The organism is Serratia sp. CY38905 (genome assembly GCF_052168875.1).
In the GTDB taxonomy this organism is placed as follows: Bacteria; Pseudomonadota; Gammaproteobacteria; order Enterobacterales; family Enterobacteriaceae; genus Serratia; species Serratia sarumanii.
Genome location: NZ_JBJNLV010000004.1, coordinates 97,700 through 118,323 on the forward strand (window position 1 = coordinate 97,700; position 20,624 = coordinate 118,323).

At 61.5% G+C, this 20,624-nt stretch carries 19 protein-coding genes; 6 read left to right on the forward strand and 13 right to left on the reverse strand.

Features of this window, described 5'->3' with window-relative positions; all coding sequences use genetic code 11:
• Window positions 1-4 precede the first annotated feature (4 nt).
• On the forward strand, window positions 5-1,447 hold the full coding sequence (gene gspE / locus ACJ8MK_RS11800) for a type II secretion system protein GspE (protein WP_161725413.1): 1,443 nt from the start codon (window positions 5-7) through the stop codon (window positions 1,445-1,447).
• Complete coding sequence (gene hofC / locus ACJ8MK_RS11805; protein WP_161725411.1) at window positions 1,444-2,643, forward strand: protein transport protein HofC; 1,200 nt, start codon at window positions 1,444-1,446, stop codon at window positions 2,641-2,643. Before gspE ends, hofC begins: the two co-directional genes overlap by 4 nt.
• 52 nt (window positions 2,644-2,695) lie before the next feature.
• On the opposite strand, the gene ACJ8MK_RS11810 is transcribed toward hofC, so the two are convergent.
• Window positions 2,696-3,739, reverse strand: a complete 1,044-nt coding sequence (locus tag ACJ8MK_RS11810) for a GMP reductase (RefSeq protein ID WP_015376656.1) — start codon at window positions 3,737-3,739, stop codon at window positions 2,696-2,698.
• 362 nt (window positions 3,740-4,101) lie between these two features.
• Here ACJ8MK_RS11810 and coaE point away from each other — a divergent pair, with 362 nt between their 5' ends.
• From coaE to yacG, 3 genes are read left to right on the forward strand one after another with little or no spacing between them, the layout of a single operon-like run.
• Complete coding sequence (gene coaE, locus ACJ8MK_RS11815; protein WP_033637119.1) at window positions 4,102-4,716, forward strand: dephospho-CoA kinase; 615 nt, start codon at window positions 4,102-4,104, stop codon at window positions 4,714-4,716.
• Window positions 4,717-4,721: 5 nt separating this feature from the next.
• Complete coding sequence (gene zapD, locus ACJ8MK_RS11820; protein WP_101427783.1) at window positions 4,722-5,474, forward strand: cell division protein ZapD; 753 nt, start codon at window positions 4,722-4,724, stop codon at window positions 5,472-5,474.
• Window positions 5,475-5,525: 51 nt separating this feature from the next.
• The gene (gene yacG / locus ACJ8MK_RS11825) at window positions 5,526-5,717 is read left to right on the forward strand and encodes a DNA gyrase inhibitor YacG (RefSeq protein ID WP_004932737.1); all 192 of its coding nucleotides are present in this window, start codon (window positions 5,526-5,528) and stop codon (window positions 5,715-5,717) included.
• A 39-nt stretch (window positions 5,718-5,756) separates the two neighbouring features.
• On the opposite strand, the gene mutT is transcribed toward yacG, so the two are convergent.
• The 3 genes from mutT to secM form a co-directional block, all read right to left on the reverse strand.
• Complete coding sequence (mutT, locus tag ACJ8MK_RS11830; RefSeq protein ID WP_033652916.1) at window positions 5,757-6,161, reverse strand: 8-oxo-dGTP diphosphatase MutT; 405 nt, start codon at window positions 6,159-6,161, stop codon at window positions 5,757-5,759.
• Between the two features lie 79 nt (window positions 6,162-6,240).
• The gene (gene secA / locus ACJ8MK_RS11835; protein ID WP_033637114.1) at window positions 6,241-8,949 is read right to left on the reverse strand and encodes a preprotein translocase subunit SecA; all 2,709 of its coding nucleotides are present in this window, start codon (window positions 8,947-8,949) and stop codon (window positions 6,241-6,243) included.
• 82 nt (window positions 8,950-9,031) lie between these two features.
• Complete coding sequence (gene secM, locus ACJ8MK_RS11840) at window positions 9,032-9,562, reverse strand: secA translation cis-regulator SecM (RefSeq protein WP_033649205.1); 531 nt, start codon at window positions 9,560-9,562, stop codon at window positions 9,032-9,034.
• Between the two features lie 26 nt (window positions 9,563-9,588).
• Here secM and ACJ8MK_RS11845 point away from each other — a divergent pair, with 26 nt between their 5' ends.
• Window positions 9,589-10,104, forward strand: coding sequence for a DUF721 domain-containing protein (locus ACJ8MK_RS11845; protein WP_033637110.1), 516 nt, complete (start codon window positions 9,589-9,591; stop codon window positions 10,102-10,104).
• Window positions 10,105-10,208: 104 nt separating this feature from the next.
• Here ACJ8MK_RS11845 and lpxC read toward each other — a convergent pair whose 3' ends face one another.
• The 9 genes from lpxC to murD form a co-directional block, all read right to left on the reverse strand.
• Window positions 10,209-11,126, reverse strand: a complete 918-nt coding sequence (gene lpxC, locus ACJ8MK_RS11850) for a UDP-3-O-acyl-N-acetylglucosamine deacetylase (protein ID WP_025159644.1) — start codon at window positions 11,124-11,126, stop codon at window positions 10,209-10,211.
• 103 nt (window positions 11,127-11,229) lie between these two features.
• Window positions 11,230-12,384 carry a cell division protein FtsZ gene (ftsZ, locus tag ACJ8MK_RS11855; protein ID WP_004932757.1) on the reverse strand — a complete coding sequence of 385 codons (1,155 nt, stop codon included), beginning with the start codon at window positions 12,382-12,384 and terminating at the stop codon, window positions 11,230-11,232.
• A 74-nt stretch (window positions 12,385-12,458) separates the two neighbouring features.
• The gene (gene ftsA, locus ACJ8MK_RS11860; RefSeq protein ID WP_004932758.1) at window positions 12,459-13,715 is read right to left on the reverse strand and encodes a cell division protein FtsA; all 1,257 of its coding nucleotides are present in this window, start codon (window positions 13,713-13,715) and stop codon (window positions 12,459-12,461) included.
• Window positions 13,712-14,563 carry a cell division protein FtsQ gene (gene ftsQ / locus ACJ8MK_RS11865; RefSeq protein WP_033637108.1) on the reverse strand — a complete coding sequence of 284 codons (852 nt, stop codon included), beginning with the start codon at window positions 14,561-14,563 and terminating at the stop codon, window positions 13,712-13,714. Before ftsQ ends, ftsA begins: the two co-directional genes overlap by 4 nt.
• Window position 14,564: 1 nt before the next feature.
• Window positions 14,565-15,485 carry a D-alanine--D-alanine ligase gene (locus ACJ8MK_RS11870; RefSeq protein ID WP_342124775.1) on the reverse strand — a complete coding sequence of 307 codons (921 nt, stop codon included), beginning with the start codon at window positions 15,483-15,485 and terminating at the stop codon, window positions 14,565-14,567.
• Window positions 15,478-16,953 carry a UDP-N-acetylmuramate--L-alanine ligase gene (gene murC / locus ACJ8MK_RS11875; RefSeq protein ID WP_025301571.1) on the reverse strand — a complete coding sequence of 492 codons (1,476 nt, stop codon included), beginning with the start codon at window positions 16,951-16,953 and terminating at the stop codon, window positions 15,478-15,480. Before murC ends, ACJ8MK_RS11870 begins: the two co-directional genes overlap by 8 nt.
• An 84-nt stretch (window positions 16,954-17,037) precedes the next feature.
• The gene (gene murG / locus ACJ8MK_RS11880; RefSeq protein WP_004932773.1) at window positions 17,038-18,102 is read right to left on the reverse strand and encodes an undecaprenyldiphospho-muramoylpentapeptide beta-N-acetylglucosaminyltransferase; all 1,065 of its coding nucleotides are present in this window, start codon (window positions 18,100-18,102) and stop codon (window positions 17,038-17,040) included.
• 3 nt (window positions 18,103-18,105) lie between these two features.
• Window positions 18,106-19,308, reverse strand: a complete 1,203-nt coding sequence (ftsW, locus tag ACJ8MK_RS11885; protein ID WP_004932776.1) for a cell division protein FtsW — start codon at window positions 19,306-19,308, stop codon at window positions 18,106-18,108.
• Entirely contained in the window at window positions 19,305-20,624 is a 1,320-nt protein-coding gene (gene murD, locus ACJ8MK_RS11890; RefSeq protein ID WP_033652914.1) for a UDP-N-acetylmuramoyl-L-alanine--D-glutamate ligase, read from the reverse strand. The genes ftsW and murD overlap by 4 nt, the downstream gene beginning before the upstream one ends.

A 20,624-nucleotide genomic window follows, 5' to 3' on the forward strand; every position in this document is an offset into this window, starting at 1 on the left:
GGTGATGAACGCGCAAATCAGCGAAGAAGTTCACGCCCTTTGCCGGCGCTATCAGGCGCTGGCGCTGAACGAAGATCCGACCACCCTGACGATCGCCCTCAACGAAGAGGCGCCGCAAGGGCTGCTGGCGGCGCTGCGTTTCGCCACCGGCAAGCGCATCCATCTGGAGCAATGGCCGGCGGCCAGGCTGGAGCAGGCGCTGAACCAACGCCAGGAACCGCTACCGGCGCCGCTGGCGGCCGAAGAAGACAGCGCCGACATCGCCTACCCCGACGACGGCGACGCGCCGGTGGTGCAGTTCATCAACCAGACGCTGCGCCTGGCCATTCAGCGTCGCGCCTCGGACGTCCACTTCGAGCCCTTTCGGCAGCATTTTCGCATTCGCCTGCGCATCGACGGCGTGCTGCAAACCCTCGCCTCGCCGTCACCCCAGCTGACCGCACGCCTCATCGCCCGGCTGAAGATCCTCGGCCAGCTGGATATCGCCGAGCGCCGTCAGCCTCAGGACGGGCAGCTCAGCCTGACGCTGGACGGCGCGCGCTATGCCATGCGTATCGCCACTCTGCCGACGCTGCACGGCGAAAAGGTGGTGCTGCGCGTTCAGCAGGGCGAACAGCAGGAGCTGCCGCTGGATCAACTGGGCATGAGCCGAGCGGACCTGGCGCGCTACGCGGCGGCGCTGGCCTGCCCGCAAGGTTTGATCCTGGTGACCGGCCCGACCGGCAGCGGCAAGACGGTAACGCTGTACAGCGGCCTGCGCCAGTTGAACGATGCGCAAAGCAACCTGTGCAGCGTCGAAGATCCGATCGAGATCCCGCTGTTCGGCGTCAATCAAACCCAGATCAACGCCAAAACCGAGCTGAGCTTCGCCCGGGTGCTGCGCGCCCTGCTGCGCCAGGATCCGGATGTCATCATGATCGGCGAGATCCGCGATGCGGAAACCGCCGAGATCGCGGTTAAGGCCGCGCAAACCGGCCACCTGGTGCTGTCGACGCTGCATACCAACTCCACCGGCGAAACCCTGACGCGCCTGATGCACATGGGTATCCCCGGCTACCTGCTCGCCGGCTGTCTGAAACTGGTCATCGCGCAGCGGTTGGTGCGCAGGCTGTGTCGCCACTGCCGCTACCCGCACAGCCAACCCACGCATTTTCCTGCCTCGGTCTGGCCGGAACCGCTGACCGCCTGGCGCGCCGATGGCTGCGAGCATTGCTTCGGCGGCTACTACGGGCGCATCGGCGTGTATGAACTGTTGCCCATTACGCCGGAAATACAGGCGGCGTTGCTGGCGAACGCCGCGCCCAGCCTGCTGGCGGATGTCGCCCGCGAGCAGGGGCAGTTTTCGCTGCTGCAGGCGGGCCTGGCGCTGGCCAGCGAAGGCGCGACCTCGCTGGAAGAGCTGTACCGCGTGATCGACGTCGTCCAGCTCGGCGTAACCGCGCCATGAAAGCGCGCCGGCTGTTTCTGTGGCAGGCTTTCGACGCCCAGGGCGCCCTGCGCCGCGGCGAACTGATGAGCAATGAAAAACGGCAGGTGAGCCGGTTACTGATTGAGCAAGGTATGCAACCCTGGCGGATCGGGCACGGCAAACGCGTCACGCCCGGCCAGTGGCGCGGAGAACCTTTGATCCACTTCACCCGCCAACTCGCCACCCTGCTGCAGGCCGGGTTGCCGCTGGTCAATACGCTGCAGCTTCTGGCAGCAGAGCACCCTTCGGCGGCCTGGCGTTGCCTGTTGCGCCAGTTGGCAGAACAGGTGCGCGAAGGGCAGCCGCTCTCCGAAACCCTTGCCGCGCAGCCAGGCGTTTTTCCACTTATCTATCGCCAACTGATCGCCATCGGCGAGCTAACCGGCAATCTCGATCGCTGCTGCCTGCAGCTGGCGCAGCAGCAGGAAGCCCAATTGCTGCTGCGCCGCAAAGTGACCAAAGCGCTGCGCTATCCCCTCTTCATCTGTGCGGTGGCGCTGCTGGTCAGCGTGCTGATGCTGGTGATGGTGCTGCCGGAATTCGCCAAGGTTTATCAGTCGTTCGATGCGCCGCTACCCTGGTTTACCCAAGGGTTATTGGGGTTGTCCGCGCTGCTGATCGCCGTTGGCCCCTATTTGGCGCTGCTGCTCGGCGCGTTGATGTTCGGCTATTGCCGCTGGCTGCATCCGCGCCCGCCGTGGCGCCGACGTGAGCAGGCCGCCTTGCTGCGCCTGCCGCTGATCGCCCGGCTGGTGAGCGGCGGCGCGCTGAGCCAAACCTTTCGTATTCTGACCATGACCCAACGCGCGGGGCTGACGCTGGTGGAAGGCTTGAACGCGGCGGCGCTGGCGGCCGACCATCTGCTGTACCGGCAGGCGCTGGAGCAGGTGCAGCGGCAGCTCGCCGAAGGCGAGGCGTTTCATCACGCCCTCGCCCTGCAACCGCTGTTTCCGCCGCTGTGCCGGCAGCTGGTGCGGGTGGGCGAAGAATCGGGCTCGCTGGACGTCTTGCTGGATAAATTGGCGCAGTGGTATGAACGGCAGACGCACGAGCTGGCCGATACGCTGGCGCAAACGCTGGAGCCGCTGCTGATGCTGGTGGTGGGCGGGATTGTCGGCGCTTTGGTGATCGCCATGTACCTGCCTATCTTTCAACTGGGCAGCGTGCTGGGATAAAAAAGAGGATAGCGGGCGCGGCGGTGCGCTACGCCCGAATGCAAGGTGCGGCTTATTTGCTGCCGAATACGCGGTTTTCCTGCTCCGCCACGCGGATAAAGGTGGTGCGCTTGGTCAGCTCTTTCAGGCGCTCGGCGCCAACGTAGGTGCAAGCAGAGCGCAGGCCGCCGAGGATATCGCGCACGGTAAACTCCACCTCGCCGCGCAGCGGCAGTTTGACGGTTTTGCCTTCGGCCGCGCGATACTCCGCCACGCCGCCGACGTGGCGCTTCATCGCCGACTCGGAGCTCATGCCGTAGAACAGCATGAACTTTTCGCCGTTCTCTTCCACCACGGTGCCTTCACACTCGTCGTGGCCGGCCAGCATGCCGCCCAGCATCACGAAGTCAGCGCCGCCGCCGAAGGCTTTAGCGACGTCGCCCGGCACCGAGCAGCCGCCGTCGCTGACGATTTGGCCGCCCAGCCCGTGGGCCGCATCGGCGCATTCGATCACCGCCGACAGCTGCGGGTAGCCCACGCCGGTCTTCACGCGGGTAGTACAGACTGAGCCCGGGCCGATGCCAACCTTAACGATGTCGGCGCCGGAGAGGATCAGCTCTTCCACCATCTCGCCGGTCACTACGTTGCCGGCGCAGATCACGTGATTCGGGCAGGCTTCGCGCGCTTTCTGCAGGAAGGCGACGAAGTGTTCAGAGTAGCCGTTGGCCACGTCGATGCAGATGAATTTCAGCGCCGGAGACAGGGCCAGGATCTGCTGCATTTTGGCGAAGTCGGCTTCGGAGGTGCCGGTGGACACCATCACGTGGCGCAGCACCGATTCCGGCATGCGCTGCACAAAGTCAGCCCATTGCTCGACGCTGTAATGTTTGTGTACGGCGGTGAGAACGTCGAAAGAAGCCAGGGCCTCTGCCATGCGGAAGGTGCCCACCGTGTCCATGTTGGCGGCGATAATCGGCACGCCGGACCAGCTGCAACCTGAATGCTTGAAGGTAAACTGACGTTCCAGTTCAACCTCGGAGCGGCTTTTCAGCGTGGAGCGCTTAGGGCGGATCAACACGTCTTTAAAGCCCAACTTCAAATCTTCTTCAATACGCATGACTTATGATTTCCTGGTTAATGGCGACGGATCGCAAGGAGGATATTCGAACCTCTGCCCGACGGCTTTCCAGTGGCGCAAAAAGACGGCGGCGAGATTAATGCCAGTTCCAGTGACGTTATAATACGCGCTAATAATCGCCGAACAAGACTGCGAATTCGCCTTTATTTACGCTACAATCCGACAAATTTACCTGCATAATCGCAGTGTGATTGCCCGCTCATTTTTGCCGTGCCGCTGCGCTTTTTCTCGCCGCCCGAACGGTGCCGACGCGCAAGCGCCGCCTGCCGACTTGCACTTCTGCGCGATCGCTTTATGATTCGACTATTATTTTTTTATGAACATCGGATGCACCTAACACCATGGCCTACATTGTTGCGTTGACCGGGGGCATAGGCAGCGGCAAGACGACCGTCGCGAACGCCTTTGCGCGCCACGGCGCAACCCTTGTCGATGCCGACGTGATCGCCCGTCAGGTCGTCGAGCCAGGCACCCCTGCCTTGGCCGCGATCGCCGAACGATTTGGTAATGAAATGTTGCTGCCGGACGGCGCGTTGAACCGTGCTGCGCTGCGTCAGCGCATCTTCAGCCATCCCGATGACAAAACCTGGCTGAACCAGCTGCTGCATCCGCTGATACACCGTGAAACCCAGCGCCAACTGGCGCAGGCCGCCAGCCCGTACGCGCTGTGGGTGGTGCCGTTGCTGGTGGAAAACGGCCTGCAGGATCGCGCCGATCGGGTGCTGGTGATCGACGTCGACGCCGAAACCCAGCTGGCTCGCACCATCGCGCGCGACGGCGTCAGCCGTGAGCAGGCGCAAAGCATTCTCGCCGCCCAAGCCACGCGCCGGCAGCGCCTCGCCGTGGCGGATGACATTATTGACAACAGCGGCGCCGCTCAGGGGATAGAGCCACAGGTCGCCGCACTGCATCGTCGCTACCTTGAACTGGCGGCAACAGCGCCCCAACAGGATTAAACTGCATGAGTGATGTTTCCCCAACCGTTCTCTTTGAACACCCGCTGAACGAAAAAATGCGCACCTGGCTGCGCATCGAATTCCTGCTGCAACAGCTGCACGGCCAACGCGCCCTGAGCGAAACCGCCATCGCCCTCACCTTCTTTCGCACCGTCTCCGACTTGCTGGACGTGCTGGAGCGCGGCGAAGTGCGCACCGAACTGCTCAAAGAGCTGGAGCGCCAGCAGCAAAAACTGCTGGCCTGGGCCGATGTGCCGGGCGTGGACATGGCGCTGATCGATCAGTTGCGCGGCCAGTTGAAGTCGCGCGCATCGGCGCTGATGGCGGCGCCGCGCCTCGGCCAGGCGCTGCGTGAAGACCGGCTGATCGGCCTGGTGCGTCAACGGCTGAACATTCCCGGCGGCTGCTGCAGCTTCGATCTGCCGACCCTGCACATGTGGATGCACGCGCCGCAGCAGGATCGCGATGCCGACGTCGCCGCCTGGCTGCAGTCGCTGGATCCGCTGAACCAGGCGCTGAGCATGGTGCTGGATCTGATCCGCCAGTCCGGACCGTTCCGCAATCAAATCAGCCTGAACGGCTTTTTCCAGGATAATGCCGAAGGGGCAGATCTGCTGCGCCTGCGCCTCCATCTGGCGCCGCAGCTTTATCCGCAGATTTCCGGCCACAAGACGCGTTATGCCATTCGTTTCCTGCCGCTGGACAGCGAAAATGGCGTGGTGCCTGAACGCCTGACGTTCGAACTGGCCTGTTGTTGAACTTGTGAAAGAAAGCCTTCTCAGCACTGACAGAAGGCGTAAGGAACCGTTATGACGACCGTAGTAAAATGCCCAACCTGTGGCACCGGCGTGGTTTGGGGTGAAGTCAGCCCGTTCCGGCCGTTTTGCAGCAAGCGCTGCCAGCTGATCGATCTCGGCGAGTGGGCCGATGAAGAGAAGCGCATTCCGAGCAACAGCGATCTGTCGGAAAGCGAAGACTGGAGTGAAATGGACGATCGCTGATCGCCCACGGTTGGCCTGGCAGGCGCCAGGCCACGCTTGTCATTGCGCGGCGTTCGCCTGCGCCACCAACAGTCGGATGATGCCGACGTTGGCTTCCGGGAATTCGTCTTCACGCAGATCCGCCTGTTTTACCCAGCGCATCGGTTGCCCTTCACGGCCGAACGGCTCGCCTGCCCAGGCCTCCACCAGATAAAAATTCAGCGTCACGATGCGATCGCTGAAGCGATGCTCCACCACCTCCAGCAGCTCGGCACGTTCGGCTTCGATACCGGTCTCTTCCCGCAGCTCGCGGCTCAGCGCCTGTTCCGGCGTTTCACCCTGTTCGATCTTGCCGCCGGGAAACTCCCAGAACCCGGCCATGTGCGCGTCGGCGGCGCGGCGGGTAATAAAGATCTCCCGTTGCGCATTGCGGATGATGCCCACGGCGATATTCAGATGTTTCATCTCACCCTCCTGATGGGTGTCAAAAAACAGGGGCTCAGCAAGCTGAACCCCTGGTGTTATCGGTTAACCGCGGCCGGCATTACTGCAGGCGGCCGTGGCACTGCTTGTATTTCTTGCCGGAGCCGCATGGGCATGGATCGTTGCGGCCCACTTTACGCTCGGCGGTCGCCGGCGCGTTCGGATCTTCGGTCACCAGCGCGTTCTCGTCGTGGTGGCTCAACTGTTGGTGCTGCGCCAGGCGCTCGGCCTCTTCACGGCGCTGCTGTTCCAGCGCTTCCACCTCTTCCGGCATCCGCACCTGAACCTTGCTCAGCACGCTGATCACTTCATATTTCAGCGATTCCAGCATGGTGGCGAACATGTTGAAGGATTCGCGCTTGTACTCCTGCTTCGGATCCTTCTGCGCATAGCCGCGCAGGTGGATACCCTGACGCAGGTAGTCCATCGCCGCCAGGTGTTCTTTCCACAGGGAATCCAGCGTCTGCAGCATCACGCCCTTCTCGAAGTTGCGCATCATTTCGCTGCCGACCACGTCTTCCTTACGCTGGTACTGCTCTTTGGCGTTCTCCAGAATGCGTTCGCGCAGCGTCTCTTCGTGCAGCTCCGGCTCTTTGTCCAACCATTGTGCGATCGGCATCTCCAGATCGAAGTCGTTCTTCAGGCGCTCTTCCAACCCCTGAATGTCCCACTCTTCTTCCAGCGACTGCGGCGTGATGTAGTTGTCGATGGTGCTCTTGAACACGTCCTCGCGGATGCTGGCGATGGTTTCGCTCACGTCGGACACGTCCAGCAATTCGTTACGCTGGCTGTAGATGGCGCGGCGCTGATCGTTGGCGACGTCGTCGTATTCCAGCAGCTGCTTACGGATGTCGAAGTTGCGGCTCTCTACCTTGCGCTGCGCGTTGGCGATCGCCTTGGTCACCCACGGGTGCTCAATCGCTTCGCCTTCTTTCATACCCAGTTTACGCATCATGCCGGATACGCGATCCGAGGCGAAGATACGCATCAGGGCATCTTCCATCGACAGGTAGAAGCGGGATGAACCGGCATCGCCCTGACGACCGGAACGGCCGCGCAGCTGGTTATCGATACGGCGCGATTCATGGCGCTCGGTGCCGATGATATGCAGGCCGCCCGCCGCCAGCACCGCGTCGTGGCGTTCTTTCCAGGCGGCTTTGATGGCTTCGATCTGCTCTTCGGTCGGCGCTTCCAGCAGCGCTACTTCGGCCTGCCAGCTGCCGCCCAGCACGATATCGGTACCACGGCCCGCCATGTTGGTGGCGATGGTCACCGCGCCGCTCTGGCCGGCCTGGGCGACGATATCCGCTTCCATGGCGTGGAATTTGGCGTTCAGCACCTTGTGGTCGATGCCCGCTTTGGTCAGTTCGCGGGAAACCACTTCGGATTTCTCGATCGAGATGGTGCCCACCAGCACCGGCTGGCCTTTGGCGGTACGCTCGCGGATGTCTTCGATGATGGCGCCGATCTTCTCTTTCTCGGTCATGTAAACCAGATCCGGCATATCCTTACGGATCATCGGACGGTTGGTTGGCACCACGATGGTGTCCAGCTTGTAGATCGAGCTGAATTCAAAGGCTTCGGTATCGGCGGTACCGGTCATCCCCGCCAGCTTCTCGTACAGACGGAAGTAGTTCTGGAAGGTGATCGAAGCCAGCGTCTGGTTCTCGTTCTGGATCTCCACGCCTTCTTTGGCTTCCACCGCCTGGTGCAGGCCGTCGGACCAGCGGCGGCCCTGCATGGTACGGCCGGTGTGTTCGTCGACGATGATCACTTCGCCGTCTTTCACGATGTAGTCAACGTCGCGGGTGAACAGCACGTGGGCGCGCAGCGCGGCGGTAACGTGGTGCATCAGCATGATGTTGGTCGGCGAGTACAGCGACTCGCCCTCATCCATGATGCCGGCTTCCACCAGCATCTCTTCGATCAGGATCAGGCCGCGTTCGGTCAGGTGAACCTGGCGCGCCTTCTCATCCACCGAGAAGTGGCCTTCACCCTTGAAGGTGTCGGAGTCTTCTTTTTCCTGGCGGATCAGTTTAGGGATCAGCTTGTTGACCTTGATGTACATCTCGGAGCTGTCTTCGGCCGGGCCGGAGATGATCAGCGGCGTACGCGCTTCATCGATCAGGATGGAGTCCACCTCATCCACCAGCGCATAGTGCAGTTTGCGCTGCACGCGCTCTTCCGGGCTGAACGCCATGTTGTCGCGCAGGTAGTCGAAGCCGTATTCGTTGTTGGTGCCGTAGGTGATGTCGGCGGCGTAAGCTTCACGCTTGGCCGGCGCCGGCATGCCCGGCAGGTTGATACCGATGCTCAGGCCGAGGAACTCGAACAGCGGACGGTTGTTTTCGGCGTCACGCTGCGCCAGATAGTCGTTGACGGTCACGACGTGCACGCCGCGGCCGCTCAGGGCGTTCAGGTAAGCCGGCAGCGTGGCGGTCAGGGTTTTACCTTCACCGGTGCGCATCTCGGCGATGCAGCGGTCATTCAGCACCATGCCGCCCAGCAGCTGCACGTCGAAGTGACGCATGCCGAACACGCGTTTACTCGCCTCACGCACTACGGCGAAGGCTTCCGGGATCAGGCTTTCCAGCGATTCGCCCTTCTCCAGGCGCGCGCGGAATTCGTTGGTTTTCGCTTTCAGCTCATCATCGGACAGTTTTTCCATGTCCGGTTCCATGCGGTTGATCTGCTCAACCACTTTGCGCATGCGGCGCAGGGTACGATCGTTACGGCTGCCAAAAACTTTGGTTAATAATTTCACTAACATGATGTTTGATATCTCTGTCATGACGGCCTGATACGGCAGTCAACTTGCTATTATTTATGGTTTTTGTGCCCGAAGGGCGGAGTCAGACGAGCGCGGCAGGCCCGGCGCGAATGCCCTGTACCTGCGCCACCCACAGGCCGGTCTGGTGCCGTGCCAGCGTTGGCAGCACCTCAAGGTGGGTGTGGCGAATGATGGTCGGCGGCTTCGGCTCGTGCGTCAGCAGCGCGTTGAGGGTGGACAGCAGCGCCAGTTGCGCCACCTGCAAAGGGGGTTCCGCTTCGGCTTCGCTCTCCTGCACCCGCGCATAAACCGCCTGCGGTGCCAGCGCGAAAGAAAGGTGACGAATGACGGTGCGCAGCGCATGTTGCTGCCAATAATCTACGCTGAAGGTAGGACGGCGGTGCGCGTCCTGCAGCAGGGCCAGGCTGTTGAAGGTGCCATTGGCCGCATTTTGCCGGTTAAGGCTGGACGATGTATTCGGCAGTGCGGCCTGATCGGGGGCGCCGGACAAACTGGAAGACGCGCCAAGCGTGGCCGCAACCATCCCTAACAGGAGATGGGGCCAGAAATAACGTCTGCCAAATTGTCGCCAACGATTTAGAATACCGATCACGAGTTTATAATCCGCCGGAGCCCATTATGCGCGATAGCCGTCCACAATTATTAGATGTCCTGTTCGACGACGCGTCTGCCGGCAGCAAAGGGCCGCTGCATAACGTCCAGCAACGCGCGGTGGCGCTGCTCAAGCTTAACCGTGCAGTGAAGGGCCTGTTGCCCGCTCCCCTGCATCCCTGGTGCCGCGTCGCGAATTTCCGACAGGGTATTTTAGTGCTCGAAACGGCAAATGCCAGTTGGATGATGCGCTTGCGCTACGAACAACCCGCTTTGCTGTCTGCACTACGAGCGCAAATTCTACCATCATTGTCGTCGATCGACATCAGGATTAATCCGGCCTTGATGGCGAAAGGCAGCCACCAGGTGCAAAACGCAGAGAAAGCGCCGGAAAAACCGGTGCCGATGCGGCATTTGAGTCTGGAAAGTGCGGAAGAACTGAGAGGATTGGCGAGCCGTAGCCCGGAAAAACTGCGCAAGATATTGGAACGGCTGGCTGCATTGGCCGGAGAGGGTACCAACACAACCAGTCGTGATAAGTAATCAGCGACACAACTGCAAAACATCAGACCGCATCACGAGCCTGAATGCTCAGGCTCTCAAAGGATGCGCCTGCCGTTATTCGCAGCGGGCGAGGAATTCAGACCTTACGCCAATACGGTAGACGGTGCCTTGAATGCCAATGGCATTTCGGCTTCGTCCTGGAAGGTCACGTATTCCCACGCTTCCTGCTTGGCCAACACGGCCTGCAGCAGTTTGTTGTTCAACGCGTGGCCAGACTTGTACGCGGTAAACGCGCCAATGATGTTGTGGCCGCACATGAACAGGTCGCCGATGGCGTCCAGCATTTTGTGACGTACGAATTCGTCTTCGAAACGCAGGCCGTCTTCGTTCAGCACGCGGTAGTCATCCACCACGATGGCGCAGTCGAAGCTGCCGCCCAGGGCCAGGCCGCGGGACTGCAGGTATTCGATGTCACGCATGAACCCGAAGGTGCGCGCGCGGCTGATTTGACGCACGAACGACTCAGCCGAGAAATCAAGACGATAGCGCTGAGAGCTGGCGTCGATAGCCGGGTGATTGAAGTCGATGGTGAAGTCCAGGCGGAACCCGTTATGCGGGGACAGCTCGGCCCATTTGTCGCCATCTTCAACACGCACGGTCTCTTTCAGACGCAGGAATTTCTTCGCCGAGTTCAGCTCTTCGATGCCAGCATCCAGCAGCAAGAACACGAACGGACTGGCGCTGCCGTCCATGATTGGGATTTCAGCGGCGTCGACTTCGATGACGATGTTGTCGATGCCCAACCCAGCCAGCGCGGCGTTGAGGTGCTCAACGGTCGAAATACGCACGTCATGCTCATTCACCAGGCAAGTACAGAGCATGGTATCACGCACGGATTTTGCATCAGCCGGAAAATCAACCGGTGGATTCAAGTCAGTGCGACGATAGATGACCCCGGTATTAGCCGGCGCTGGGCGCATTGTCAGCGTGACTTTCTTGCCGGTATGCAAACCGACGCCAGTCGCCTGAACAATACGTTTTAATGTCCTTTGTTTGATCATCGTTTTATCTCGCAATGTTATCCATCCTACCAGCCAAGCATACAGCATGGCTGGCGGGACAGTTTAGCACAAAGAGCGGAGATTCCAAATTCTCAGGATATTCTTAGTCTGCCTGTTTACGCAGGAAGGCTGGAATATCAAGATAGTCGGGCTCTTTATTCGGTTGCGCAGCTTGGTCGTTGACCACCTTGGCGGCAGGTTTCACTTCCTGCGGCAGAGGCGACATGCCGTGCTGCTGATAGCGGTGATCCATCACCGGCTGGCTGGCCTGCTTATTGGTCACCAGGGTGATTTCAGGACGCTTGTCCATACCGATACCGGTTGCAACCACGGTAACGCGCAGTTCGTCGTTCATTTCCGGATCCAGCGAGGTACCGATAACCACGGTCGCGTTGTCGGAAGCGAATGCACGGATGGTGTTACCCACGGTTTCGAACTCATCCAGACGCAGGTCGAAGCCGGCGGTAATGTTGACCAGCACGCCGCGCGCACCGGACAGGTCGATGTCTTCCAGCAGTGGGCTGGAGATCGCCATTTCGGCCGCTTCTTCGGCACGGTCTTCACCGCAAGCCACGCCGGAACCCATCATCGCGTAGCCCATTTCGGACATCACGGTGCGCACGTCGGCGAAGTCGACGTTCATCAGGCCCGGACGGGTGATCAGCTCGGCGATACCCTGCACCGCGCCTTTCAGCACGTCGTTGGCCGCGCCGAACGCGTCCAGCAGAGAGATGCCGCGCCCCAGAACTTTCAGCAATTTGTCGTTCGGGATGGTGATCAGTGAGTCCACGTGTTTGGACAGCTCAGCGATACCCTGCTCCGCGAATGCCATGCGCTTCTTGCCTTCGAAGTTGAAAGGCTTGGTCACCACGGCCACGGTCAGAATACCCAAATCTTTAGCCACTTCAGCCACCACTGGCGCCGCACCGGTACCGGTACCGCCGCCCATGCCGGCCGCGATGAAGACCATGTCTGCGCCGTCCAGCGCTGCGCGCAGGGCTTCGCGGTCTTCTTCCGCTGAATTGCGACCCACTTCCGGGTTCGCGCCCGCACCCAGACCTTTGGTAATACCGCTACCGATCTGGATGGTTTGGCCAACCGCCGTTTTGCGGAGCGCCTGGGCGTCCGTGTTCACAGCGAAGAATTCAACACCTTCGATGCGCTCGCGCACCATGTGTTCAACGGCGTTGCCACCGCCGCCGCCGACGCCGATGACTTTAATCACCGCGTCATTGGTTAGTTCCATTGGTTCAAACATAGTTTCTCTCCGTTTTGTGCCTGTCGCTGCGAGATCATAAAAAGATTACTCAGCATGATCTCTTTGTTGAAACATTAAAACTCTTTTCTCAGCCAGCTATTGATGCGTTTAAACCAATTGCCCACCGAGGCGCGTTTTTCTACTTCCGTCTCACCGCTCAGGTGAGACTCTTTTCCATAGTGCAGCAGACCTACCGCCGTCGAGTAGTAAGGCTCCTGCGCATAATCCGTCAGACCCGTGATGTTCAAGGGTTGGCCGATGCGTACCTGAGTGTGGAACACCCGTTGCGCACAGGCTGCCAGGCCATCAATCTGGGCGGCGCCACCGGTCAGCACGATACCTGCCGCCAGATGATGCTTCACCCCTTGCTGACGCAGTTGCTCCTGCAATTGCAAAATTTCATCGTTAACCAGATTCAACAGTTCGGTGTAGCGTGGCTCAATGACTTCAGCCAGCGTCTGTCTTTGCAGACTGCGCGGAGGACGTCCCCCGACGCTAGGCACCTCTACATTCTCATCCTTGCTAACAATCGACCCAAGCGCACAGCCGTGTCGAACTTTAATCGCTTCCGCGTCGGTCGGCGGCGTGCCGAAGGCGTAGGCGATATCGCTGGTGACCACGTTCCCGGCATAAGGGATCACTTTGGTGTGGCGCAGCGCACCGCCGGTGTACACCGCCATATCCATGGTGCCGCCGCCGATATCCACCACGCAAACGCCGAGTTCGCGTTCATCTTCGGTCAGCACCGCGTAGCTCGCGGCCAGACCGGCGAAAATAAGTTGGTCAACTTTCAGGCCGCAACGTTCCACGGCCTTGACGATGTTCTTCGCCATATCGTTATGGCAGGTAATCAGATGCACCTTGGCCTGCATGCGCACGCCGGACAGCCCAACCGGGTTTTTGATGCCTTCCTGATAATCGATGGCGTATTCCTGAGGAATCACGTGCAGGATGCGGTGTTCGTCGCGCACGCGCACCGATTTGGCGGTGTGCACCACGTTCTCCACGTCATCCTGCGTCACTTCCTCTTCCGAAATCGGCACCATGCCGATTTCGTTCTGGCAGCTGATGTGTTTGCCCGACAGCGCCAGATACACCGAGGAAATCTGGCAGTCCGCCATCAGCTCTGCCTGATCGATGGCGCGCTGTACGCACTTCACCACCGACTCCAGGTCGTTTACGCCACCCTTATCCATGCCGCGAGACGGGCAGCTGCCCACCCCGATAATGTTGACCATGCCATCGGGCAGAACTTCCCCTACCAACGCGGAGACTTTTGCAGTACCGATCTCCAGTCCAACTACCAGTTTTCTGTCCGTCGACTTGATCATTGTTGTTTTGCCTGTGCCTGATTCTGTTGCTGATTACTGTTTTGCTGACCGCCAAGCGCCTGCGGATCGACCAACACCGGAGCCCACCCTACCGAAGCGCCGGACTCGTAGCGCAGATCGACATAGCTGACACGCTTGCTCTCCGCCTGGCCCTGCTGCTGCAATACCGGGTAAAGCTCGATAAACCGCTGCAAACGCCCGTTGCGATCATCGCGCCCCAGCTCAAGCCGGACATCGTTGTCCAGCGCCAGCTGCCAGGAATGGCGCGCGGTCATCGCCGCCATTTTCAGCGTATATTTGCTGGCCGCCAACGAAGCGCTCATCGCCCGATAGCCTTCCAGCACATCCTGCTCGCTCCCTTCCGGCCCGTAGAGCAGCGGCAGCTTCTGCTTGCCCGCCCGCTCCGCCGGCACGCTGAACGCTTTACCTTCGGCGTCCACCATGTGCAAATCGTTCCAGCGCGCCACCGGGACGTACTCCACCAGATGGATCTTCAGCTCATCCGGCCATTGTTTGCGCACGCTGGCCTGCTTGATCCACGGCAGACGTTCGATCTGCTGCTGGATGACGTCCACATCCTGCGTCATAAAGGTGCCGGGCGCGCCCAGCGCCAGGATCGCCTGACGAATATCATCGTTGGTGGTGTAGTGGCGTTCGCCGGTCACCACCAGCCTTGAGAGCGGCAGGCGACTGGCGTCTTTCATCCAGCCAAGCACCGCCCAACCGCTCCACACGACCGTTCCCAACACCATCAGCAGGAAAATCATTCCCGCCAACTGGGTTCCATTGCTGCGGCGCGGGCCGTTATCCACCTCGCGATCGCGCGCATTCAGGGCAGCTTGCGACATATCAGTCGGCCAACTCCAAAATTCTCGCCACCAACTGCGAGAAGCTTAATCCAAACTGGCGCGCCGCCATCGGCACCAAGCTATGACTGGTCATGCCCGGAGAGGTGTTCACCTCAAGCAGATAGAAGCTGCCATCGCTGTCTTGCATCACGTCGACGCGGCCCCAGCCGCTGCAGTCCAGACCGCGGTAGGCGCGCAGCGCCAACGCCGCCATCTCGGCTTCCTGCTCGGCGCTCAAACCGCTCGGGCAGAAGTACTGCGTGTCGTCCGAAATGTACTTGGCCTGATAGTCGTAAAACACGCCGGCCGGCTGGATGCGGATCGACGGCAGCACCTGGTCGCCCAGCATCGCTACGGTATATTCCGGGCCGCTCAGCCATTTCTCCACCAGCACATCGTCGTCATGACGGAAGGCCTCTTCCAGCGCGGCTTCCAACGCGGCGCTCTCGGTGACCTTGCTCATGCCGACGCTGGAGCCTTCGCGGCTCGGCTTGACGATCAACGGCAGGCCGAGATCCGCCACGCGCGCCAGCAGCGCTGCTTTTTCAGCGCCGAGATACAGCTGGCGATTCAGCGCCACGTAAGGCGCCACCGGCAAGCCCATCGACTGCCACACCATCTTGGTGCGCCATTTGTCCATGGTCAGCGCCGAGGCCATCACGCCGCTGCCGGTATAAGGCAGTTCGAGGAACTCCAGCAGCCCCTGCAGGGTGCCGTCCTCGCCGCCGCGCCCGTGCAGCGCGATAAACACCTTGGTGAACCCCTGCTCTTTCAACTGGGTCACCGGGAAATCGCGGGTATCGACGCCGTGCGCATCGATACCGGCTTCGCGCAACCCGGCCAGCACCGCGGCGCCGGATTGCAGGGAGACTTCACGTTCAGCGGAGGTGCCGCCCAGCAGAACTGCAACTTTATCAGCCATGGTGCTCCTCCTCTTTCTTCGGCGGCTGCAGCTTCAGCTCGGCCAGTTTACGGGCGATTTTGCCCACGTTGCCGGCGCCTTGCACCAGCACCAGGTCTTCATCCTGCAGCAGCTGCGCCAGGGTTTCCGGCACGGTATCGGCATCGGAAACCAGGATCGGATCCAGCTTGCCGCGGCTGCGGATGGTGCGGCACAGCGAACGGCTGTCCGCGCCCGGGATCGGCGCTTCGCCGGCGGCGTACACGTCGAGCATCAGCAGCACATCCACCTGCGACAGCACGTTGGCGAAATCGTCGTACAGATCGCGGGTGCGCGTATAACGATGCGGCTGGAAGATCATCACCAGACGCTTGTCCGGCCAGCCGGCGCGCGCCGCTTTCAGCGTGGCGTCCACTTCGGTCGGATGGTGGCCGTAGTCGTCCACCAGCATCGCGCTGCCCGCTTTGCCGTTGACCGGCTCCAGCGGGAACTCGCCGAGGAAATCGAAGCGGCGCCCGGTGCCCTGGAAGCCCGCCAGCGCGCGCAGGATATCTTCGTCGTCGATGCCTTCTTCGGTCGCTACCGCTACCGCCGCCGCCGCGTTCAACGCATTGTGGCGGCCCGGCGCGTTCAGCGTCACCGTCAGCAACGGCTTGTCCTGACGGCTCAGGGTAAAGTGCCCCTGCGGCCCAATCTGCCGGTAGTCTTCGATGCGCACATCGGCATCTTCACTGAAGCCATAGGTGGTGATGTGGCGACCCACGCGCGGCAACAGCTCGCGCACTACCGGATCGTCGATGCACATCACCGCGCGGCCGTAGAACGGCAGGTTGTGCAAGAAATTGATAAACGTCTGCTTCAGGTTCTCAAAGTCGCCTTGGTAGGTGTCCATGTGGTCGGCTTCGATGTTGGTGACCACGGCCACCATCGGCTGCAGATGCAGGAACGACGCATCGCTCTCATCCGCTTCCGCGATCAGATAACGGCTGGACCCCAGTCGCGCATGGGTGCCCGCCGCCTTCACCAGCCCGCCGTTGACAAAGGTCGGGTCCAGGCGGGCTTCGGCGTAAATGCTCGAAACCATCGCCGTGGTGGTGGTTTTGCCGTGCGTGCCGGCGATAGCGATGCCGTGGCGAAAACGCATCAGCTCCGCCAGCATCTCTGCGCGGCGGATCACCGGGATGCGCGCTTCACGGGCGGCGACGATCTCCGGGTTGTCGGCGGAGATGGCGGTAGACACCACCACCACGCTCGCATCCAGCACGTTTTCCGGACGGTGATTGAAGTAAATCGTCGCCCCGAGCGCGCTCAACTGTTGGGTGACCGGATTCGGCGCCAGGTCGGAGCCGCTGATCTGATACCCTTCGTTTGCCAACACTTCGGCGATACCACCCATGCCGGCACCACCGATGCCGACAAAGTGAATGTGCCGGACGCGACGCATCTCGGGCACGATAGTACGTAGTTTCGCCAGTTGTTGTGTATTCATCACTCTCTCTAATCCGGATCCGGTACCCCGGCCCTACATCACATTGCTTTTATTCAGGTTCGGCACACCGAACCCCTGCACTCGTTACTTGGCGAGCCGCACCAGCTCCGCCGCCACGCGCTCGGTAGCGTCCGGAATGGCGACCGCGCGCGCTTTCTCGGCCATGGCCAGCAGCGTCTTGCGATCCCAGCTCGCCAGCAGTTCGGCCACCACATCGGCGTTGAACTGCGGCTGTTCGATAATCTTCGCCGCGCCGGCTTCTTCCAGCGGGCGCGCGTTCCAGTACTGCTGACGATCCTTATGCATGAACGGCACGAAGATCGCCGGCAGCCCCGCCGCCGCGATTTCGCTGACGGTCAACGCGCCGGAGCGGCAGACCACCACGTCGGCCCAGGCGTAGGCGGCGGCCATGTCGTCGATGAACTCGGTCACCTTGTGCTGCGTCTGCCCTACCCTTTCGTAGTCGCGCAGCACCGTTTCCAGCGCGCCCTTGCCAACCTGATGCCAGAGCGTAATTCTATCGCCCAAACGCGCCGCGACTTCAGGAACTGTCTGATTCAGCACGCGCGCGCCCTGACTTCCGCCAATCACCAGCACGCGGATCGGGCCTTCGCGCCCCTGCAACCGCTCCGCCGGCAACGGCAGCGCCAACACGTCGGTGCGCACCGGGTTGCCCACCACCTCGGCGTTCGGGAACGCACCGGGGAAGGCCTGCATCACTTTGGCGGCGATGCGCGCCAGCCAGCGGTTGGTCAAGCCGGCGATGCCGTTCTGCTCGTGCAGCACCACCGGGATGCCGCACTGCCAGGCCGCCAGGCCGCCGGGGCCGGAAACGTAACCGCCCATCCCCAGCACCACATCCGGCTGATAGCTGCGCATGATGGCTTTCGCCTGGCGCACCGCCTGCCAGATCCGCAGCGGCGCAGTCAGCTGGGCCTTCAGGCCTTTGCCGCGCAGGCCGGAGATGCGGATAAAATCAATCTCGATCCCGTGCTTCGGCACCAGATCGGCTTCCATTCGGTCTGCGGTTCCGAGCCAGCGCACCTGCCAGCCCTGCGCCATCAGATGATGCGCGACCGCCAGCCCCGGGAACACGTGCCCGCCGGTACCGCCTGCCATCACCATTAAACGCTTAGGTTTCCCGCTCATCCCTTACCTCTTCACAAACGCCTGAGCCTTGGTCAGGCGCGTTTCATAATCAATTCGCAGCAACAGCACGATGGCCGTCGACATAATCAGCAAGCTTGAACCGCCGTAACTGATCAGCGGCAGCGTCAGACCTTTGGTCGGCAGCATGCCCGCCGCGGCGCCGACGTTAACCAGCGCCTGGAAGCTGAACCATACGCCGATCGCGCAGGCCAGGAAGCCGGAGAAGCGTTGGTCGATCTCCAGCGCGCGGCGCCCGATGGACATCGCGCGAAAAGCGACGAAGAATACCATTAACAGGGCTAAAACCACACCGATATAGCCCAGTTCTTCACCCAAAATGGAGAAGATGAAGTCGGTGTGCGCTTCCGGCAAATACTCGAGTTTCTGCACCGAGTTGCCGAGCCCCTGCCCCCAGAACTCGCCGCGGCCAAACGCCATCAGCGACTGGGTCAGCTGGTAGCCGCTGCCGAACGGATCGGCCCACGGGTTCCAGAACGAGGTCACGCGGCGCATACGGTACGGTTCCGCGATGATCAGCAGCACCACGGCGAACACGCCGGAGCCGATGATCGCCAGGAATTGCCACATTTTCGCGCCGGCCAGGAACAGCATCGCCAGCGTGGTGATGAACAGCACCACCACGGTACCGAGGTCCGGCTGCGCCAGCAGCAGCACCGCCAGCACCACCATCACGCCCATCGGCTTGCAGAAGCCCCAGAAGTTGCTGCGCACCTCTTCCACCTTGCGCACCAGATAGCTCGCCAGGTAGCAGAACAGCGACAGCTTGGACAGCTCCGCCGGCTGAATACGCAGCGGGCCGAGCGCGATCCAGCGCGAGGCCCCGTTTACCGAGCTCCCCACCACCAGCACGATCAGCAGCATCACGATCGACATCAGCAGCATCACGTTGCTGTAACGCTGCCAAACTTCCATCGGGATACGCAGCGTCACCAGCGACAGACCGAACGCCAGGCCGAGGTACAGCGCGTCACGTTTGGCGAACAGGAACGGATCGTCTGCCAGGCGTTGGCCGATCGGCATCGACGCCGAGGTCACCATCACGAAGCCGATGATCGCCAACCCGAAGGTCAGCCACAGCAGGGTGCGATCGTACAGCACCATGTTGACCGCATCGTTGTCGCGCGCGCCGGTCACCCAGTCTTTCATCCGTTCTGTCAGCCCGAAGTTCGGCAAGCGTAGTTTCATCCGCCAAGCTCCTGCGCCAGGCGGGCGAACTCATCGCCGCGCACTTCAAAATTACGGAACTGATCGAGACTGGCGCAGGCCGGCGACAGCAATACCATGTCGCCGGGCTGTACGCGGCCGGCGATGGTGCGCATCGCCTGCTCCATGGTCTCGGTCAGCGTCGCCACCTCCGGCCGCAGCTGTGCCAGCTGGGCGCCATCGCGGCCAAAGCAGTACAGACGCACGTTGTCGCCCTGCAGATAGCGCGCCAGCGGCGAGAAATCGGCGGACTTGCCGTCGCCGCCCAGCAGCAGATGCAGCGTGCCGTCTACCTGCAGGCCGTTCAGCGCCGCTTCGGTGCTGCCGACGTTGGTGGCTTTGGAATCGTTGATCCAACGCACGCCGTTGTTCTCCCAGGCCAGCTGGAAGCGGTGCGCCAGGCCGGTGAAGGTGGTCAGCGCCTTCAGGCTGGACGCGCGCGGAATATTGACCGCATCCGCCAACGCCAGCGCCGCCAGGGCGTTGGTGTAATTGTGGCGGCCGGTCAGCTTCATCTCGCGCGTATTCAGCACCTTCTCACCGCGCACCCGCAGCCAGGTTTCCCCCTGCTGACGGTTCAGGTGATAGTCGCCCACGTCGGCGCCGAAGCTGACGCAGCGCGCGTCGGCGCCGCGCACCGGCATGGTCAGCGCGTCGTCGGCGTTCACCACGCACACCGCGGCGTTTTCATACACGCGCAGCTTGGCGCCGCGATACTGCTGCAGGCCGAACGGATAGCGATCCATATGATCTTCGGTCACGTTCAGGATGGTCGCCGCCGCCGCTCGCAGGCTATACGTCGTTTCCAACTGGAAGCTGGACAACTCCAGCACGTAAAGCTGGCATTCCTGGCGCAGCAGGCTCAGCGCCGGCAGGCCGATATTGCCGCCCACGCCCACCGCCCAACCGGCGGCTTTCGCCATCTCGCCCACCAGGGTGGTAACGGTGCTTTTACCGTTAGAGCCGGTGATCGCCACGATCGGCGCCTGCGCTTCACGGCAGAACAGTTCGACGTCGCCGACGATTTCCACGCCGGCGTCCGCTGCGGCGCTCAATGCCGGGGTCGCCAGCGCGACGCCCGGGCTGGCGACGATCAGATCCGCCGCCAGCAGCCAGTCCTGATTCAGATCGCCCAGATGGCGCTCCACGCTTTCAGGCAGTTTGTCCAACCCTGGCGGCGCGATACGGGTATCCATCACGCGCGGCGTCACGCCGCGCGCCATGAAGAAATCGACACAGGACAGGCCGGTGAGGCCCAACCCGATGATGACGACTTTTCTACCCTGATAGTCTGCCAT

What these genes read in the sequence shown, in the direction of transcription:
- gspE (WP_161725413.1), top strand. Translation starts at nt 5, where the DNA reads ATGAACGCGCAAATCAGCGAAGAAGTTCACGCCCTTTGCCGGCGCTAT.
- hofC (WP_161725411.1), top strand. Translation starts at nt 1,444, where the DNA reads ATGAAAGCGCGCCGGCTGTTTCTGTGGCAGGCTTTCGACGCCCAGGGC.
- ACJ8MK_RS11810 (WP_015376656.1), bottom strand. Translation starts at nt 3,739, where the DNA reads ATGCGTATTGAAGAAGATTTGAAGTTGGGCTTTAAAGACGTGTTGATC.
- coaE (WP_033637119.1), top strand. Translation starts at nt 4,102, where the DNA reads ATGGCCTACATTGTTGCGTTGACCGGGGGCATAGGCAGCGGCAAGACG.
- zapD (WP_101427783.1), top strand. Translation starts at nt 4,722, where the DNA reads ATGAGTGATGTTTCCCCAACCGTTCTCTTTGAACACCCGCTGAACGAA.
- yacG (WP_004932737.1), top strand. Translation starts at nt 5,526, where the DNA reads ATGACGACCGTAGTAAAATGCCCAACCTGTGGCACCGGCGTGGTTTGG.
- mutT (WP_033652916.1), bottom strand. Translation starts at nt 6,161, where the DNA reads ATGAAACATCTGAATATCGCCGTGGGCATCATCCGCAATGCGCAACGG.
- secA (WP_033637114.1), bottom strand. Translation starts at nt 8,949, where the DNA reads ATGTTAGTGAAATTATTAACCAAAGTTTTTGGCAGCCGTAACGATCGT.
- ACJ8MK_RS11845 (WP_033637110.1), top strand. Translation starts at nt 9,589, where the DNA reads ATGCGCGATAGCCGTCCACAATTATTAGATGTCCTGTTCGACGACGCG.
- lpxC (WP_025159644.1), bottom strand. Translation starts at nt 11,126, where the DNA reads ATGATCAAACAAAGGACATTAAAACGTATTGTTCAGGCGACTGGCGTC.
- ftsZ (WP_004932757.1), bottom strand. Translation starts at nt 12,384, where the DNA reads ATGTTTGAACCAATGGAACTAACCAATGACGCGGTGATTAAAGTCATC.
- ftsA (WP_004932758.1), bottom strand. Translation starts at nt 13,715, where the DNA reads ATGATCAAGTCGACGGACAGAAAACTGGTAGTTGGACTGGAGATCGGT.
- ftsQ (WP_033637108.1), bottom strand. Translation starts at nt 14,563, where the DNA reads ATGTCGCAAGCTGCCCTGAATGCGCGCGATCGCGAGGTGGATAACGGC.
- ACJ8MK_RS11870 (WP_342124775.1), bottom strand. Translation starts at nt 15,485, where the DNA reads ATGGCTGATAAAGTTGCAGTTCTGCTGGGCGGCACCTCCGCTGAACGT.
- murC (WP_025301571.1), bottom strand. Translation starts at nt 16,953, where the DNA reads ATGAATACACAACAACTGGCGAAACTACGTACTATCGTGCCCGAGATG.
- murG (WP_004932773.1), bottom strand. Translation starts at nt 18,102, where the DNA reads ATGAGCGGGAAACCTAAGCGTTTAATGGTGATGGCAGGCGGTACCGGC.
- ftsW (WP_004932776.1), bottom strand. Translation starts at nt 19,308, where the DNA reads ATGAAACTACGCTTGCCGAACTTCGGGCTGACAGAACGGATGAAAGAC.
- murD (WP_033652914.1), bottom strand. Translation starts at nt 20,624, where the DNA reads ATGGCAGACTATCAGGGTAGAAAAGTCGTCATCATCGGGTTGGGCCTC.